This window comes from Rouxiella sp. S1S-2 (assembly GCF_009208105.1).
Classification (GTDB): domain Bacteria; phylum Pseudomonadota; class Gammaproteobacteria; order Enterobacterales; family Enterobacteriaceae; genus Rouxiella.
This window is the reverse complement of sequence record NZ_WFKL01000001.1, coordinates 118417-135922: the sequence shown is the minus strand read 5'-3', so window position 1 is coordinate 135922 and position 17506 is coordinate 118417. Positions and strand designations below refer to the sequence as shown.

The 17506-nt window shown below is 52.2% G+C and carries 16 protein-coding genes; 3 read left to right on the top strand and 13 right to left on the bottom strand.

The genetic code is table 11. The annotated features are described in order from the left end of the window. Positions 1-173 precede the first annotated feature (173 nt). Together pfkA and GA565_RS00605 are read left to right on the top strand one after the other, a co-directional pair. Complete coding sequence (pfkA, locus tag GA565_RS00610) at positions 174-1136, top strand: 6-phosphofructokinase (RefSeq protein ID WP_055773606.1); 963 nt, start codon at positions 174-176, stop codon at positions 1134-1136. Between the two features lie 196 nt (positions 1137-1332). After that, complete coding sequence (locus GA565_RS00605) at positions 1333-2322, top strand: sulfate ABC transporter substrate-binding protein (RefSeq protein WP_152196961.1); 990 nt, start codon at positions 1333-1335, stop codon at positions 2320-2322. An 88-nt stretch (positions 2323-2410) separates the two neighbouring features. On the opposite strand, the gene tpiA is transcribed toward GA565_RS00605, so the two are convergent. The 6 genes from tpiA to GA565_RS00575 form a co-directional block, all read right to left on the bottom strand. After that, a complete protein-coding gene (gene tpiA / locus GA565_RS00600) occupies positions 2411-3178 on the bottom strand; it encodes a triose-phosphate isomerase (RefSeq protein WP_152196960.1) in 768 nt (255 codons plus the stop codon). Between the two features lie 141 nt (positions 3179-3319). After that, the gene (locus tag GA565_RS00595) at positions 3320-3922 is read right to left on the bottom strand and encodes a DUF1454 family protein (protein WP_152196959.1); all 603 of its coding nucleotides are present in this window, start codon (positions 3920-3922) and stop codon (positions 3320-3322) included. Positions 3923-3949: 27 nt separating this feature from the next. Continuing rightward, a complete protein-coding gene (fpr, locus tag GA565_RS00590; RefSeq protein ID WP_152196958.1) occupies positions 3950-4696 on the bottom strand; it encodes a ferredoxin--NADP(+) reductase in 747 nt (248 codons plus the stop codon). Between the two features lie 118 nt (positions 4697-4814). After that, complete coding sequence (gene glpX, locus GA565_RS00585; RefSeq protein WP_152196957.1) at positions 4815-5825, bottom strand: class II fructose-bisphosphatase; 1011 nt, start codon at positions 5823-5825, stop codon at positions 4815-4817. Positions 5826-5972: 147 nt separating this feature from the next. Then, positions 5973-7493 (bottom strand): glycerol kinase GlpK, encoded by a 1521-nt coding sequence (gene glpK / locus GA565_RS00580; RefSeq protein ID WP_152196956.1) that lies wholly within the window; start codon positions 7491-7493, stop codon positions 5973-5975. A 42-nt stretch (positions 7494-7535) separates the two neighbouring features. After that, positions 7536-8378, bottom strand: a complete 843-nt coding sequence (locus GA565_RS00575) for an MIP/aquaporin family protein (RefSeq protein WP_055773613.1) — start codon at positions 8376-8378, stop codon at positions 7536-7538. Positions 8379-8847: 469 nt separating this feature from the next. Between GA565_RS00575 and zapB the strand changes: the two genes are divergently transcribed. Further along, complete coding sequence (gene zapB, locus GA565_RS00570) at positions 8848-9087, top strand: cell division protein ZapB (RefSeq protein WP_055773614.1); 240 nt, start codon at positions 8848-8850, stop codon at positions 9085-9087. Positions 9088-9371: 284 nt separating this feature from the next. Here the strand turns inward: zapB and rraA are convergent, their stop codons facing one another. The 7 genes from rraA to priA form a co-directional block, all read right to left on the bottom strand. Continuing rightward, positions 9372-9857 carry a ribonuclease E activity regulator RraA gene (gene rraA / locus GA565_RS00565; RefSeq protein WP_055773640.1) on the bottom strand — a complete coding sequence of 162 codons (486 nt, stop codon included), beginning with the start codon at positions 9855-9857 and terminating at the stop codon, positions 9372-9374. A gap of 124 nt (positions 9858-9981) precedes the next feature. Then, entirely contained in the window at positions 9982-10899 is a 918-nt protein-coding gene (locus tag GA565_RS00560) for a 1,4-dihydroxy-2-naphthoate polyprenyltransferase (protein WP_152196955.1), read from the bottom strand. Between the two features lie 100 nt (positions 10900-10999). Further along, a complete protein-coding gene (hslU, locus tag GA565_RS00555) occupies positions 11000-12334 on the bottom strand; it encodes an HslU--HslV peptidase ATPase subunit (protein ID WP_152196954.1) in 1335 nt (444 codons plus the stop codon). A gap of 12 nt (positions 12335-12346) precedes the next feature. Next, entirely contained in the window at positions 12347-12883 is a 537-nt protein-coding gene (gene hslV, locus GA565_RS00550) for an ATP-dependent protease subunit HslV (RefSeq protein ID WP_055773617.1), read from the bottom strand. Positions 12884-12997: 114 nt separating this feature from the next. Continuing rightward, positions 12998-13942 (bottom strand): cell division protein FtsN, encoded by a 945-nt coding sequence (gene ftsN, locus GA565_RS00545; protein WP_152196953.1) that lies wholly within the window; start codon positions 13940-13942, stop codon positions 12998-13000. A gap of 71 nt (positions 13943-14013) precedes the next feature. After that, on the bottom strand, positions 14014-15042 hold the full coding sequence (gene cytR, locus GA565_RS00540; RefSeq protein ID WP_152196952.1) for a DNA-binding transcriptional regulator CytR: 1029 nt from the start codon (positions 15040-15042) through the stop codon (positions 14014-14016). Positions 15043-15277: 235 nt separating this feature from the next. After that, the gene (gene priA, locus GA565_RS00535; protein ID WP_152196951.1) at positions 15278-17473 is read right to left on the bottom strand and encodes a primosomal protein N'; all 2196 of its coding nucleotides are present in this window, start codon (positions 17471-17473) and stop codon (positions 15278-15280) included. Positions 17474-17506 lie beyond the last annotated feature (33 nt).

Below are 17506 nucleotides of genomic sequence, written 5' to 3'. Positions count from 1 at the left end.
TGAACAAAACTGAATTAGCGCCAACAGGTGACCTGCATCAATTCAGTTTAAGCATTTTGTTATATGATTTGTGCATCCAAGCAAAGAGCCAGGTGTTTTGACCAGAAGGGTCCGGTTTGGCGGGTATGCTCAAGAATTCTTAAGAAATTGCATCTAAAAGTTCAGAGGTAGTCATGATCAAAAAAATCGGTGTACTGACAAGTGGTGGCGACGCCCCCGGCATGAATGCGGCGATACGTGGCGTTGTTCGCGCAGCACTTACTGAAAATCTTGAAGTTTTCGGTATTTACGACGGCTACCTCGGACTTTATGAAGACAGGATGGATCAGCTGGACCGCTACAGCGTTTCAGACGTGATTAACCGCGGTGGCACTTTCCTCGGCTCGGCGCGTTTCCCCGAGTTCCGTGACGAAGCTGTACGCGGCAAAGCCATTGAAAATATGAAAAAGCGCGGTATTGATGCGCTGGTGGTTATCGGTGGCGACGGTTCTTATATGGGTGCCAAACGCCTGACTGAAATGGGCTTTCCCTGCATCGGTCTGCCTGGCACCATCGATAACGACGTGGCGGGCACCGATTACACCATCGGCTATTTCACGGCGCTAGAAACCGTGGTTGAAGCGATTGACCGCCTGCGTGACACCTCATCTTCTCACCAGCGTATCTCGATTGTTGAAGTCATGGGTCGCTACTGCGGCGACTTGACGCTGTCTGCGGCCATTGCCGGCGGCTGTGAGTTTATCGTTATTCCTGAAGTGGAATTCAACCGTGACGACCTGGTCGAAGAGATTAAAGCCGGTATCGCCAAGGGTAAAAAACACGCCATCGTTGCCATTACCGAGCACATCTGTGACATCGGCGACCTGGCGCGTCATATCGAAACTGAAACTCGTCGTGAAACGCGCGCAACGGTGCTCGGCCATATTCAACGCGGTGGTGCACCCTGTGCCTACGATCGCATTCTGGCTTCGCGCATGGGTGCCTACTCCATTGAGCTGCTACTGCAGGGCTACGGCGGTCGCTGCGTCGGCGTGCAGAACGAGAAGCTGGTTCACCACGACATTATCGATGCCATCGAAAACATGAAGCGTCCGTTTAAAACAGAAATGTGGGAAACGGCTAAAAAGCTCTACTAATCAGAAAAGCTTCTCTCGATACGTATTAAGACTAAGCCCTCAGCCAAGAGGGTTTTTTTTTAGCTCGTGCTCTATATTTCAAAAAGGAATAGAAAGAAAGTTTTTATTCTTTAATACATTCCTCTTTCTCTGGCAGGCTTTAAACAGCTGATTAAATAAATCAATCCAACTAAAACGATTTGCTGGGAGAAGCGCGATGAACAAGTGGGGAGTGGGGCTGGCATTACTGTTGGTAACGACCGGAGCGATTGCGAAAGACATTCAGATTCTCAATGTTTCCTATGACCCAACGCGTGAGCTTTATGAGCAATACAATAAAGCCTTCAGCAAATACTGGTTGGCGAAGACCGGCGATAACGTCACTATTCGCCAATCACACGGCGGCTCAGGCAAGCAGGCTACATCGGTGATCAACGGGATTGAAGCCGACGTGGTGACGCTGGCGCTTCAGTCAGACGTAGATGCCATCGCCGATCGTGGCCGCATCAACAAAGACTGGCAGACGCGTTTACCTGACAACGCAGCACCTTACACCTCGACCATCGTATTCCTGGTGCGCAAAGGCAATCCAAAAGGGATCCACGACTGGAATGATTTGATCAAACCGGGCGTGTCGGTGATCACACCGAACCCTAAAACTTCAGGCGGCGCACGCTGGAACTACCTCGCAGCATGGGGTTATGCGCTGCACCACAACAATAACGATAAAGCGAAAGCCACTGATTTCCTTCGTGCATTGTTTAAAAACGTTGAAGTTCAGGACTCAGGCGCGCGCGGTGCAACCAACACCTTCGTTGAGCGTGGCATTGGAGATGTGCTGATTTCCTGGGAGAATGATGCGATTCTGGCGGACAAAAAGCTGGGCGAAGGCAAGTTTGAAGTCGTCTACCCGAGCGAATCAATTCTGGCTGAGCCAACCGTTTCTGTGGTCGACAAGGTTGTCGACAAGCGCGGTACCCGTGAAGTGGCCGATGCTTACCTGAAATACGAATATACTCCAGAAGGTCAGACTATCGCGGCGGAAAACTACTATCGCCCACGTGACCCGGCGGTTGCCAAGAAGTTTGCCGCGCAGTTCCCGAACATCAAACTTTACACGGTTGACCAGATTGCCGGTGGCTGGCCTGAGGCGCAGAAAGAGCACTTCTCCAACGGCGGTGTTTACGACCAGATTAACAAGCGCTAAGCCTTCCTTGAGGCATAAAAAACCCCGCACTGCGGGGTTTTTTTTATGCCTGAGAGTGACTCTAGTCACAATATAAATCAGGCAATAATTATTTGGCCTTGGCCAGTGCTGCTGCTTTCACGATAACGGCAAACGCATCGGCTTTCAGTGACGCGCCACCGACCAGAGCTCCGTCGATGTCTGGTTGGGTGAACAATTCAGCGGCGTTGGCTGCGTTAACAGAGCCGCCGTACTGAATAATAACCTGTTCGGCAATCGCAGCATCATGCTTGGCAATGTGGTCACGAATGAACTTGTGAACCGCCTGAGCCTGAGCTGGGGTCGCTGATTTACCGGTACCGATAGCCCAAACGGGTTCGTAGGCGATCACTGCGCCTTCGAAGGCTTTAGCGCCCAGAGTCGAGAGCACGGCGTCAAGCTGCTTGGCGCACACGGCTTGAGTTTGGCCAGCTTCATTTTCTGCGTCGGTTTCACCGATGCACAGTACTGGCGTCAGGCCTGCTTCTTTCACCACACCAAATTTCTTGGCAATGAACTCGTCGCTTTCTTTATGGTAAGTGCGACGCTCTGAGTGACCGATAATGATGTATTGAGCACCAATATCTTTCAGCATGTCGGCAGAAATTTCACCGGTGAAAGCGCCTGACAGGTTAGCGTCAACGTTCTGTGCGCCCAGAGCAATCCGGCTACCGGAAAGCGCGTGTTTAGCCTGTGACAGATAAACTTCTGGTGGAGCGATGGCAACGCCACAGCCTTCAACGGTGCTCAACTCGGTACGCAGAGCGGCAATCAATTCGTTAACCATGTGGGTGCTGCCGTTCAGTTTCCAGTTACCCATCACTAATGGATGTCGCATTTTATTTCCTCCATAAGGGGACGCGAGTGTCGATTAAAATTTCTGCCGATAGGGCAGATAAACTGCACAATAGTATAGAGAGTATCATCCGCAAAGGCTTTGCTTTTCGTCAAATCCCCAGCGTATTCGCAAACATAATGACTAATTTGCCAACGCTAACTTGACCGGTTCGATGGCCAGCGTCAGGCCCTTTTCGCCGTTGTCAGAAATCACGTAGCGCACGGCGCCAACCTGCTGTTGATAAAAGGGTAAGCCTTTACCCTTATCAATTAGCGCATTCACTTTTGACACGCTTTGCTCGACCGACAATGTCGGGTCAAACTGACGGAGTAGATTGGCCATATAGCCGATTGCCGTAGCGTGCGCGGCCTTTTCATCCGCCCCCTGAATCGGCATGTAGGTCATCTGCATGCTTTTGATTTTGCCGGTGCCTTTCTCCAGCGCCGTAGACGCGTAGAGGTCTTCGTTTATCTTGCTGGCGGCACGGGTCAGCAGCGTATCGTCGGGCTTATCGGCAATTGAGCGAAACTCGCCAATTTGCTGCGTCGGATTGGCGATATTGTATTTTTCGCGAAAACTGACCAACGTCATTTCAAACGTTGGTGCTCCCGGCATCAGATAAGGTGCCGTCGGCGTATCATCCACGACCGTATGATCGGTTGGCGGATCGGCAAAAGCGACGCCGCTGCCCAGTGTCAGCAACAGCAGGGTTGATATCAGGCGCAGAGGCAGAGCTTTTTTCATGATTCAGATCTTTTTGTTTTGCATGGATTACCAGTAATGCTCACTCGTCATGTGGCCCGGTTTTCTTCGCAGGTGTTTGCGCATGTCGCGGGTGTCTTTCAGCACCTGCTGCGTATCGCGCACCATCTGTGGGTTGCCGCACAGCATGATGTGACTGTCGTTGGCGTCCATGGTCAGGCCTACAGCAGATTCGAGGGAACCGTTTTCAATGAGCGCAGGCACACGTCCAGTCAGTGAACCCGGCGTTTCTTCACGGCTGACAACGGTTTGAATGTGTAATTTACTGTTATAGCGCTGTTGCAGCTGCTGCATTAGCGGCAAATAGCTGAGGTCGCGCGAGAAACGTGCGGCGTGGACTAACACGATGTTCTTAAAGCGTTCCAGACCCTTTCCTTCCTGCAAAATTGACAAGAACGGGCCAATTGCCGTACCGGTTGCCAGCATCCACAGGGTATCGCACTCGGGAATTTCATCAATCACAAAAAAGCCCTGAGACTCTTTAGTTATCATGACTTCTGAACCAGGCTGCATGATGTGCAGATGCGGACTGAGTTTCCCTTCAGGCACGTTCACCAGATAAAACTCAAGATTTTCGTTGCTTGGGGCATTAACGAAGGAGTAAGCGCGCGTCACGCGTTCACCGTCTATCTCCAGCGAGAGTTTGGCGTACTGCCCGGCGGCAAAGTCATTGATAGGTGCATTAACCACAATGCTGAACAAACTGTCTGTCCAGTGCTCCACCTGTTTTACTTTACCCGTTACCCATTCAGCCATCGACTCTCTCTCCACTTTGTTTGGATTGAATTACCGGCTGATCTTATTCCATATTTTCCAGAAGGATTATCGATTAAATGTTATCAGGCCAGAGTTCACTCGGGCCTGATGGGCTAAATCAGAGAATGAAGGCGTGCAGCGCAGGGTCTTTACGGTCCAGGGAGTGGGTCGAACGAATGCGGCGAATTGTGCGTGATTTCCCACGGATCAGCAGCGTTTCAGTGGTGGCAATATTGCCCTGACGGCTGATGCCAGCCAGCAGATCGCCCTGGGTGATGCCGGTGGCCGAGAAGATAACGTTGTCATTGCGGGCCATGTCGTCGAGCAGCAGCACTTTACCGGCCTCAATGCCCATCTGTTTGCAGCGGGTCAGCTCGTCTTCGCCCAGGCGACGATTTTCCGGAGTATCGCCTTTAACATGATGACGCGCCAACAGACGGCCCTGCATGTCACCGTCTAACGCACGTATAACTGCAGCGGAAATTACGCCTTCTGGTGCGCCGCCAATGCCGTACATGACGTCGACTTCGCTTTCTGGCATACAGGTGAGGATGGTGGCCGCCACGTCGCCGTCAGGGAAGGCAAAAACACGCACACCAAGGTCATGGAGTTGGCGAATCGTCTCGTCGTGACGCGGTTTGGCAAGAATCGATACGGTCAGTTCACTCAGCGGTTTATTCAGACTGGCAGCAATGTTGCGCAAGTTTTCCGCCAGTGGCAAATCAAGGTTGATCTGACCTTTCGCACCCGGCCCGACGACCAGTTTTTCCATGTACATGTCTGGCGCATTGAGAAACGAGCCTTTGTCACCCACCGCTAATACGGCCAGAGCGTTTGACTGGCCCATGGCGGTCATGCGCGTGCCCTCAATCGGGTCAACGGCGATATCTACTGCATCCCCCTGTCCGGTTCCCACTTTCTCGCCAATATACAGCATGGGAGCTTCATCAATTTCGCCCTCGCCAATGACAATTTCACCGGCAATATCGACTTTGTTTAGCATGATGCGCATCGCCTGAACGGCGGCATTATCGGCCAGATTTTTGTCACCACGGCCAAGCCATTTATAACCGGCAAGGGCCGCAGCCTCTGTCACGCGGGAGAACTCGATAGCTAATTCACGTTTCATGGATAAATCCGTTTTAAGAAAAATGAGGGCGGTGAGCGAGGCTCATCTCAGGCGGTAAAGTCTATCATAGCGAGGAGGGCAAAAACGAAAAACTCCCCGAGCAGGGGAGTTTGAGTAGGCCGTTTTAACGTGCAGTTTGCCGAACGATTATTCGTGATCTTCCCAGGCGCGAACGCGGGCCACGGCTTTTTGCCAGCCTTTGTAGCGCACGTTACGCTCGGTGGTTTCGATACTCGGACGGAACTCTTTTTCGATCACGGCTTTGCTGCGAACTTCCTCCAAATCATTCCAGAAGCCCACCGCCAGACCCGCAAGGTAAGCGGCGCCGAGCGCGGTCACTTCGCGCACTTCAGGGCGTTCAACGCGAGTGCCGAGAATGTCGGACTGGAACTGCATCAGGAAGTTGTTTGAAACCGCACCGCCGTCAACGCGCAGCGACTGCAAACGTGTGCCAGCGTCGGCCTGCATGGCGTCAATTAAATCTCGGGTCTGATAGGCAATCGACTCAAGCGTTGCGCGAATGATGTGGTTGCTGTTGGCACCACGACTCAGGCCAAAAATGGCACCGCGGGCATACGGGTCCCAATAGGGCGCGCCGAGGCCGGTAAAGGCTGGCACGACGTATACACCGTTGGTGTCTTTAACTTTGCTGGCAAAGTATTCCGAGTCGGCAGCATCGTTGATCAATTTAAGCTCATCGCGCAGCCACTGAATGGATGCACCACCGACGAACACCGCACCTTCCAGCGCATAGTTCACTTCACCGCGTGGGCCACAGGCAATGGTGGTCAACAGGCCATTTTTAGACGCTACCGCTTCAGTGCCGGTGTTCATCAACAGGAAACAGCCGGTGCCGTAGGTATTTTTAGCCATGCCCGGTTGAACGCACAGTTGGCCGTAGAGGGCCGCTTGCTGGTCTCCGGCAATACCGGCGATTGGAATACGCGTTCCGCCTTTACCACCGATGTTGGTCTGGCCATAAATTTCAGAAGATGGGCGCACTTCAGGCAGCATTTCGCGTGGAATATCCAGCGCTTCAAGCAAGCGGTCATCCCATGTCAGGGTATGGATGTTGAACATCATGGTACGCGAGGCGTTGGTGTAATCGGTAATGTGAGCGCGCCCCTGGGTCATTTTCCATACCAGCCAGGTATCAACAGTACCGAACAGCAGCTCACCGCGTTTTGCACGCTCGCGAGAGCCTTCTACGTGGTCGAGGATCCATTTCACCTTGGTGCCCGAGAAGTAAGGGTCAACCACCAGGCCAGTGTTATGGCGGATATACTCCTCCATGCCGTCTTTTTTCAGCTGCTCGCAAATCTCTGCAGTACGACGACATTGCCAGACGATGGCGTTGTAAATGGGTTTGCCGCTCTCTTTTTCCCAGACAATAGTGGTTTCACGCTGGTTAGTGATACCGATACCGGCGATTTGGTCGGAGTTGATATCGGCTTTTGCCAGCACTTCAACCAGGACAGAGCTTTGTGACGACCATATCTCCATCGGGTCGTGTTCGACCCAGCCGGCTTTTGGGTAAATTTGAGTGAACTCGCGCTGCGAGACACTAACAATATTCGCATCATGGTCGAGCACTACCGCACGAGAGCTGGTGGTACCCTGATCGAGTGCAACGATATACTTTTTGTCGTGAGTCTTATCTGCCGTCATAATTAATGTCCTGCAAAGTGGGCTTTGAAACAGAGTAGCCTATCAGGCTTTACGTTGTTTTGGCTGTGGTGCTTTCTCTTCCGCTGCTGCAACAGTCTGTGGAAGATGATTGCTAATCAATGCTTTATAACCAACTGCACCCAGGCATGCACCTACCAACGGGCCAAAGATAGGAACCAGGAAGTAAGGGATGTCACGTGCACCGGTGAAGGCAACTTTTCCCCATCCGGCGAAGTAAGCGAACAGTTTCGGACCAAAGTCACGCGCCGGGTTAAGGGCAAATCCGGTCAATGGACCCATTGATGCACCGATAACGGCGATTAACAGACCAATCAGCAAAGGAGCCAATGCGCCGCGCGGAACGCCGTTGCCGTCATCAGTCAGTGCGAGGATCAGGGCCATCAGTACGGCAGTGATCACAGCTTCAACCAAAAATGCCTGCAGAACGCTGATGTGTGGATTCGGGTAGGTAGAGAAGATACCGGCTAAATCCAGGCTTTCAACGCTGCCACGGACCATGTTGTGGCTCTGTTCGTAGTCGAAGAAAAGGTTGTAGTAGAGGCCATATACCAACGCTGCCGCACAGAAGGCACCGGCTATCTGTGCCACGATGTAAGGCAAGACCTTGCGGCCTTCAAAGTTGGCGAACAGGCACAGCGCGATAGTGATCGCCGGATTAAGGTGTGCACCGGAAATGGCGGCCGTCAGGTAAACAGCCATTGAAACGCCAAGACCCCAGATGATGCTGATTTCCCACTGGCCGAAAGAGGCACCAGCGAGTTTCATTGCCGCGACGCAGCCTGCACCAAAAAAGATAATCAGGCCGGTTCCCAGAAACTCAGCGATGCACTGACCTTTGATTGTGGAACTCATAGTTTGGCTCATAATCGAATCCTATAAAGGATAGTTGTTAAGGGTAGGGTATAAATCACTTGGTTTTATTGTTTAGTGTTATTTAATTTTTAACATCTCATACGAGATGAGAAGTTAATGTGAATTTATCGTTAACGAGCATAAACGAGAAATACCGAAATCAAAATGTGTGTGCTGCGTCATAAAAATGAGCGAATACGCGTGTTTTGCGGTGGTAGGGTGACCATCAAAATGGGTTCTTCGCGGCGAAACTAGCGAATTTAGTGACTGGATGCGGCGGACTTTAGGTTTTTCCTGATAGTCGAGGCGAGATAATTGCAACAGACTGCGTGCAGGACCAGTATGTTGCTAGACAGGGAAGGTATGCCTACATACAATCGGTATTAATTAAAGTAGGTAGTTAATTGAATTATCGAGCCGCATCGGGAAGGTGTGGCGAGTCTTAAAAGATGTACGCCTTGCGAACATAAGGGGAATAACCATGTCATTTGAAGTATTTGAGAAACTAGAAACTAAAGTTCAGCAAGCGATTGATACCATTACATTGCTGCAGATGGAAATTGAAGAGCTGAAAGAGCAGAACAATAATCTGTCTCAGCAGGTTCAACAGGCTAGCGGTAACCACGAATCACTGGTTCGTGAAAACACCCACCTGAAAGAAGAGCAGCACGTATGGCAGGAGCGCCTGCGCTCACTGTTAGGAAAAATGGAAGAAGTCTAAATCCCTTTCACCTTTCAAGTTGCAGATGCGTTGACTGCCTATGTTCACCCCCGTCACTTACTTTAGTAAGCTCCCGGGGACTGGCTAAGTTGTCGCCTTACTGCACCTCGAAATCCACAGGGTATTGGATTTACCTTCGTTCTTGAAGTTGCAGCGACGTTAGCCACATTCGCTCGCTGCCTTGCTGCAACTCCAATGACTCGGTGATATCTTTCTCGCTCCAAAAATAAAAAAGACGCTCTTCGAGGCGTCTTTTTTGTTGTCTATTTTTTTAAAATAGAAGGTTATTCGATATCGAGCGGATCTTCCGAGAGCACGATGCCGGTGTTGTCAGCATAGAGATGATCGCCTGAGAAGAAAGTCACGCCGCCGAAATTAACGCGGATGTCGCTTTCGCCAATGCCTTCACTTGCGGCCCCTGCGGGAATAGCGGCCATTGCCTGAATACCGATGTCCAGTTCTTCGAGGTCATCAACCTGACGTACGGCGCCGTAAATGACAATGCCTTCCCATTCGTTTTGTAACGCCAGGTTTGCGAGGCCAGCATCAAGCAGGGCGCGTCTTACCGAACCACCGCCGTCAACCAGAAGAACGCGGCCACGGCCATTCTCTTCCAGCAACTCATAGAGCAAGCCATTGTCTTCGAAGCATTTCACGGTAGTGATTTGCCCGCCAAATGAAGTACGTCCACCAAAGTTGGAGAACAGGGGCTCAACGACATTCACTTCTTCATGATAAATGTCGCATAGTTCTGAAGTATCGTATTTCATAGGATTTTTATCTGGTTGCTCGCGTGAGCTTTCAGTATATCCCTTTCTGGCTAATGTTGGCAAAATCATCAATTGTTAAGTGTTAATGCGCATATTTTGCACATGATGATTGAATAACATTCAGTTAGTTGAGAAAGAGTCCGAGAGCGAACAGCATCTGGGTGAGCAACGCCGCTTTCACCATGTGTTCAAGCAGCGGCCGTGCCTGCTCGGGGACGGTGCTGCGCAGCACTTTTGTGCCGTGACTGGCCAGCATCGGCGCGGCCAGCAGAAAGAGAAAACCGCGCCAGCCAGGAAAATAGTACGTCGAAAACAGCGCCAGGCAGACTATGGCACCCAGCAGTAAAAAAAGCTGATAATAACGCGCCATCTTTGGCCCCAGTCTGACGGCCAGCGTGTTTTTACCGTGTTCGGCGTCGCTTTCAATATCGCGCAGGTTATTGATATTCAACACTGCCGCGGCCAGCATTCCGCATGCCGTCGCCGGCAGCAGCACCAGTAGGTCAATTTTCCCGACCTGCAGATAGTAGGTTCCCGCTACGCTAATCCAGCCAAAAAACAGCAGCACCGATGCATCACCCAGTCCGCGGTATCCATACGGTCGGGTACCTACGGTGTAAGTAATGGCTGCGGCAATCGAGAGCAGGCCGAGCAGCAGAAACACCAACATATCCGCAGGTTTTTGGCAGGCAACGGTAATCAGCGCCAGACCCGATATCACGGCAGCAAAAACGCACAGTTTGATTGCCCGCTTCATTTGATGGTGAGTAATCAGCCCTTTTTGCATGCCGCGCACTGGGCCGAGCCTTGCAGGCGTATCGCTGCCTTTGACGGCGTCGCCGTAGTCATTTGCCAGGTTGGAAAGCACTTGCAGCAGTCCGGCGGTTAACAATGCCAACAGTGCGACCGACGGTTTCATGCTCCCTTGAAAGCTGGCGAGCGATGAGCCGACCAGAATCGAGGCAAAGGCCAGGGGAAGGGTGCGTAATCTCAGGCTTTGAAGCCAGGCGCTGGCGGGAGTATTAAGGGGAAGCGTGCTCATAATGTGCGTTATCCGTTCTGCTCGGGCCGGATGAATTCGAGGCAATAAAAAAGGGAGGCCTTAGCCTCCCCATTTTCTTAACCACGAAGGTGTGCGCAAATTATAAGATGAATCGGCTCAGGTCTTCATCAGCAACAAGTGCATCTAAGTGGCTACGAACGTAATCTGCATCAATGTTTATTGAAATACCGTTGCTTTCGCTGGCGTCGTAGGAGATATCTTCCATCAAACGCTCAAGTACGGTGTGCAGACGACGTGCGCCGATGTTCTCGGTAGTTTCGTTAACCTGCCATGCGGCTTCGGCAATGCGGCGAATACCGTCGGAAGTAAAGTTGATGGTGACTCCTTCGGTTTGCATCAGCGCTTTGTACTGGTGAGTCAGGGAAGCACTCGGCTCAGTCAGAATACGCTCGAAGTCTTCGGTAGACAGCGCCTGTAGCTCAACGCGGATCGGCAAACGACCCTGTAATTCAGGGATGAGGTCCGACGGGTTCGAGGTCTGGAATGCGCCGGAAGCGATAAACAGAATATGGTCAGTCTTCACCATGCCGTGCTTAGTTGAGACGGTACAGCCTTCAACCAGCGGCAGCAGGTCACGCTGCACGCCTTCACGTGAAACGTCCGGGCCTGAACTTTGACCGCCGCGTTTACAGATTTTGTCGATCTCGTCGATAAACACGATCCCGTGCTGCTCAACGGCTTCAATGGCCTGCTCTTTCAGCTCTTCAGGGTTAACCAGCTTGGCCGCTTCTTCTTCAATCAGCAGCTTGTGGGCTTCCTTGATTTTCATCTTGCGCGCTTTCTGCTTCTGACCCGCCATGTTTTGGAACATCGACTGCAGCTGGTTGGTCATCTCTTCCATGCCCGGAGGTGCCATTATTTCGACGCCTGCGGGCGAATCGGCCACGTTAATTTCGATTTCTTTGTCGTCGAGCAGGCCTTCGCGCAGTTTTTTACGGAAAGACTGACGCGCAGCAGAAGGTTCCTGCGCTTCGTCCGCCTGGCCCCAGTTGTTTTTAGCGGGAGGAATAAGCACGTCGAGAATGCGCTCTTCTGCCAACTCTTCGGCGCGGTAGCGGTTCCTTTCAATAGACTGCTGGCGCACCATTTTAATCGCTGAATCGGTCAGGTCGCGAATGATTGAGTCGACCTCTTTACCCACGTAACCCACTTCGGTGAACTTGGTGGCTTCGACCTTGATGAACGGCGCATTGGCAAGTTTCGCCAAACGACGGGCGATTTCGGTTTTACCGACGCCGGTTGGGCCGATCATCAGAATATTTTTAGGCGTGACTTCATGGCGCAGCGCTTCGTCGAGCTGCATGCGGCGCCAGCGGTTGCGCAAGGCAATGGCAACGGCGCGCTTCGCATTGTGTTGGCCGATGATGTAGCTGTCTAATTCGCTGACAATCTCGCGTGGGGTCATTTCGGACATAATTTTCGATCCTTACGCTTGGGATTGCTTAGGCAATTCCAGGAAATTGAGGTTATGGTTGGTATAAATGCAGATATCACCGGCAATATTCAGCGATTTTTCCGCAATTTCACGCGCGCTTAACTCGGTATTTTCCAATAGCGCAGTGGCCGCCGCCTGGGCATAAGCACCGCCAGAACCGATAGCAATAAGCCCGTTATCCTGACGAATGACGTCGCCGTTACCGCTGATAAGCAGAGAGTCTGTTTCATCGGCCACGACCAATAGCGCTTCAAGACGGCGCAGCATACGATCGGTGCGCCAGTCTTTTGCCAGTTCAACGGCGGCTTTGGTCAAATGTCCCTGATGCATTTCCAGTTTGCGCTCAAACAGCTCAAACAGTGTAAACGCATCGGCTGTACCGCCGGCAAAGCCCGCGATCACTTTATCTTTGTAGAAGGTGCGGACTTTAACGACGTTGCCCTTCATTACGGTGTTACCCATCGTGGCCTGACCATCACCACCTACCACGACATGGCCATTACGGCGTACACATACAATTGTTGTCACGAGCTGTTCCTCGTTGCAGACGGAAAAGATCCCGTCAAAGTTATGGGACCCTGTTCAGGTCTCATAACTTTGCGGGCCATATTGAATGTATAGATTGGGGAGGATTATGGGTTTTCAACCCCCGACGGGGACCGGAATACAGCTTGAGATGCCAGAACCTTTCAAACGAGACAGTGTGCCGTCGGCGCCTGCGCGATTGTTATACGGTCCGATAACCACGCGATTCCAGCCACCGCTTGAGGTCACACGGCTCTCGAAGCCTTCAAACGCCAGTCTGGCACGCACAGATTCCGCCTGTTCGGTGCCGCGGAATGAACCACACTGCACGATGAAGCGCTGGGATTTCTCCTGCTCTTTGGGTTTCTCTTTTTCCGGAGCATTCTGAGCAATATTTTGCTGCTGTTGCGGCTGCGGTTTTTCACGTTCCGGTTTTGCCTGGGTGATCATTGGCTGCTGCTGCGGTTTTTCGTGCTCCGGTTTTGGCTGCGTAAACACAGGCTGTTGTTGAACCGGCTTAGGCCGCTGAACTGGCGCAGGCTGTTGTGCCTGAGGGGCTCTTACCGGCTGCTGCATAAACGTCGGCTGGCTGCTCGATTGCCTTGACGTCGGTGCAGTTCGCGCCGCCTGCGACGGATCGTTATAAGGCACTTCATTGAGCTGCGTCGGCGTTTGACGCATATCTGCCTGCATCTGCTCGAGCAGCTGGCGCTGTTCTGGCGTTAGCTGAGTTTTAGACGACACGTCACCGCCGGAGGTCGGCTCCGTTGGGGTTTGTACGCCCATCTGACGATTCTCGAGCTCTTTGATATAGCGCCAGCGCTCTTCTGGCTTAGGCGGTAGGCCATTACCCGGACGTGTCGCGTGCGTTGGCAGAATCTCTGCCTCTTCCATTTTCTTATGAGTCAAAAAGTATAGGCCACCGATAAAGACCACCAGAACGGCGGCGGCTATTGCCACCATCGTTTTGGATACTGTCGGGGAACTGCTTTTTTTACGGCTGGTACTTTTCTTCCGCCGTGCTCCTGAGCGTCCACGGCTCACATAGTCTTTTTGTGCCACTATCGTTTCGCTGTGTCGTTATGTTTAAAGAAGTACGTCATTTTACAGAGTCCTGAAAACTTTACTGTTAACTAGCGCTTGGGCGCAGCAGTACTGCCGCGAATAACCAGTTCACTGTCGAGCAAACGTGAACCGCTTTGTACCGAATGACCGTTAAGTTGTTCCAATAATAATAACATGGCTTCCCGGCCAATCTGGAATCTTGGTTGAGCCACCGTGGTTAACGGCGGGTCATAGAACTGGCTGATTTTAATATCATCGAAACCAACAATAGACAAATCTTGTGGGATGCGCAGCCCTAATTTTTTCGCCTCACACATTGCGCCGATGGCCATGATGTCGTTATGACAGAAAATGGCGGTCGGCGGCTTGGGCTGACTCATCAGTGTTGACAGGGCCTGCGCCCCAGATTCATAGCTAAAATCGCCGTGCGCAATGTAGTGACTTTCAACCGTTTGCCCATTGCGACGGATGGCCTGAATATAGCCCTGCAGACGATATTGGCAAAGTGGCATGGAGTCAGGACCGGCGATACAGGCGATTTGCTGATGCCCAAGGCCAATCAAATAATGGACGGCGTCATAGGCGGCGGTCAGGTTGTCGATATGCACCGTCGGCAGTTCGAGTTCCGGTGCAAACTCGTTGGCCATCACCATTGGCGGCAGGTTGCGCTGTTCTTCTTTGCTGGCGTCAAACGGTAAGTCTGAGCCGAGCAGCAGCATGCCATCGATTTGTTTGGTAATGATAAGATTAATAAAGGTTTTTTCTTGCTGATTTTGCTGGGCGCAATCGCCAATCAGCACCAGATATCCGCTTTCAGCGGCCGTTCGTTCGATCCCCTGGATCACGTCAGCGAAGAACGGATCGCAAATGTCAGGGATGATAACCAGTATTGTGCGCGATTCGTTGCGCTTGAGATTGCGGGACAGAGAGTGCGGCGAATATCCTACGGCGATAACCGCCTGTTCAACCCGTTGACGGGTCGGCGCTGAAACCTTCTCGGGGTTCATTAACGCCCGTGATACCGTGGCGGTGGAAACACCCGCCATTTCCGCCACGTCTTTCATGGTAGCGGTAGGAATAACTCTGTTCTGATCCAACGCATCTCTCCTTGCACCTGCATCAAACTGACACGACATCATGGATGTTTATTTTTTATAAGTTATTTGCAGCATCCGTGCATATTTAATATTTATTTATCAAGCTAGCAATAGCTCTGCGTAGCTCATCACATTCTAAACAGAATGTGACTAGGATTAGTTACCTAATTGCATAAAAAATGTGACTTATGTGTTTTTTCCGTGCCGTATTCCAAAAAAACGACTGTTTCTTAAATTAATTATCAATCGGATCAACATCCAGGGTCCATTTTACTTTTTTGGCCTGCGGCAAACTGCCAATGAGCGGCATTGAGCTTTTAATCAAATGCTGTAGCACCTTGCGTGAAGGATGCTGCAACAGCAGCTGCCAGCGAAAACGGCCGCTGCGCTTGGCCTGTAAAGCGGGAACTGGCCCAAGTATCCACAGCGAGTCATCCTTTAGCGGGCTGGATTCCAGCAAATTGCGCAGCTGTTGTAAAAATAGCGCAGACTGCCGATTGTCGTGATCTTCCGAACGAAAAAGAATGTGGTTGGTAAACGGCGGTAAAAATACGCTTTTCCTCTCTTCCAACGTTTGTTTTGAAAACGCCTCATAGCCCTGATGGAGTAATACCTGCAGCAGAGGATGATCAGGGTGATGCGTTTGCAGCACCACCTCACCGTTTTTGCCTGCACGCCCGGCACGACCTGAAACTTGGGTATAGAGCTGCGCGAAACGCTCGGCCGAGCGGAAATCTGCTGAAAACAGCGCACCGTCAACATCCAGCAGTGAAACCAGCGTGACGTCAGGGAAGTGATGCCCCTTGGCTAACATTTGCGTACCAATCAAAATACGCGCCCCGCCCCGGTGGACCTCGGCCAGATGCTGCTCGAGCGACCCCTTGCGGCTGGTGGTGTCACGGTCAATGCGCGTAATCGGCGTATCAGGAAACAGCGGGGCCAGTTCGTTCTCAAGCTGTTCGGTGCCTACGCCCACGGAAACCAGCTGCGTTGAGCCACACTGCGGACACTGGTGCGGCACCGGACGCTGGCTGTCGCAGTGGTGACAGCGCAGCTGCCGATAATTCTGGTGGAAAGTGTAGTAATGATCGCAACGCTGGCACTCGGCTATCCAGCCGCACTCGTGGCACAGTAGCGCCGGGGAATAACCGCGTCGATTAAGAAACAGCATCACCTGATTATCGGCTTTTAAATGCTGCTGCATACGCTGGATTAAGGGCTGCGACAACCCAACTTTAAGCGGCATCCCTTTTAAATCGACTAAGTGGTGCACGGGGGGTTTGGCATTACCGGCGCGCTTGGTCAGTGTCAGTTGGCGGTATTTACCGAGCTGCACATTGTGCAACGTTTCAAGCGCTGGGGTGGCAGAGCCCATAATTATCGGAATATTTTCCGCATGCGCGCGAAATACTGCCAGGTCACGGGCATGGTAGCGCCAGCCTTCCTGCTGTTTATAAGAGCTGTCGTGTTCTTCATCGATAATTATCACGCCAAGGCGGGCAAACGGCGTAAACAGCGATGAACGGGTGCCGATAACAATACCGGCCTCGCCGTTGCGCGCCCGCAGCCAAACTGCCAGCCGTTCACTGTCGTTTAGACCAGAATGTAAAACATCGACAGGGGCGCTAAAACGTTCGCGAAAACGGGCGATAGTCTGCGGCGTCAGACCAATCTCGGGCACCATCACCAACGCCTGCCGCCCCTGTGCCAGAATGTTTTCCAGCACGCTCAGATAAACTTCGGTTTTACCTGAGCCGGTCACACCGGCCAGCAGCCAGGCGGAGAACTGCTGGTCTTCACTGCGGATTGCGCCGACGGCGGTGGCCTGCTCGGTATTAAGCCGCAGGCGTTCACCTATCACGCTGAAATCCTTGCGCCAGTCCTGTGTGACCGGCGACACGCTCTGCAGGTCGGCCAGGCTTTTGGCTCGCAGCGCCTGCAGCGCCGCTTCGTTCAGATCAAGATGACTGACCTGATGACGATAAATTTTCCCCTGCAGCAGGGCGGCCATTGCCTGTTGCTGCTTGGGCGCGCGTTTCAGGCTGTCGAGTGGCGTTGCACGTCCTTGTTCGGTGGCAAACCACTGCCAAAGCGGGGTGAGTTCGGCCGCTTTTCCCTGACGCAACAGCACCGGCAGGGCATGAAGCAGCACTTCGCCGAGAGGAAAATGATAATAGTCGGCCGCCCAGTGCAGCACGCGCCAGAGGTCTTGCGTATAAAGGCTACGATTATCAAGCATCGCCGCCACCGGCTTGAGCTTTTCAATCGGGAAATCGCTGGTGTCGCTTACGCCGGTAACAATACCAATTGCCTCGCGTTTACCAAAAGGAACGCTAACCCGACAGCCGGGAACCACCTGCATACCGGGCGGTAATAAGTAGTCAAAGGTGCGGTTTAAAGGAACGGGTAGAGCAACGTGAGCAACGGGCATTTGGGGTCCAGACTATAAAAAAATGACGAGATA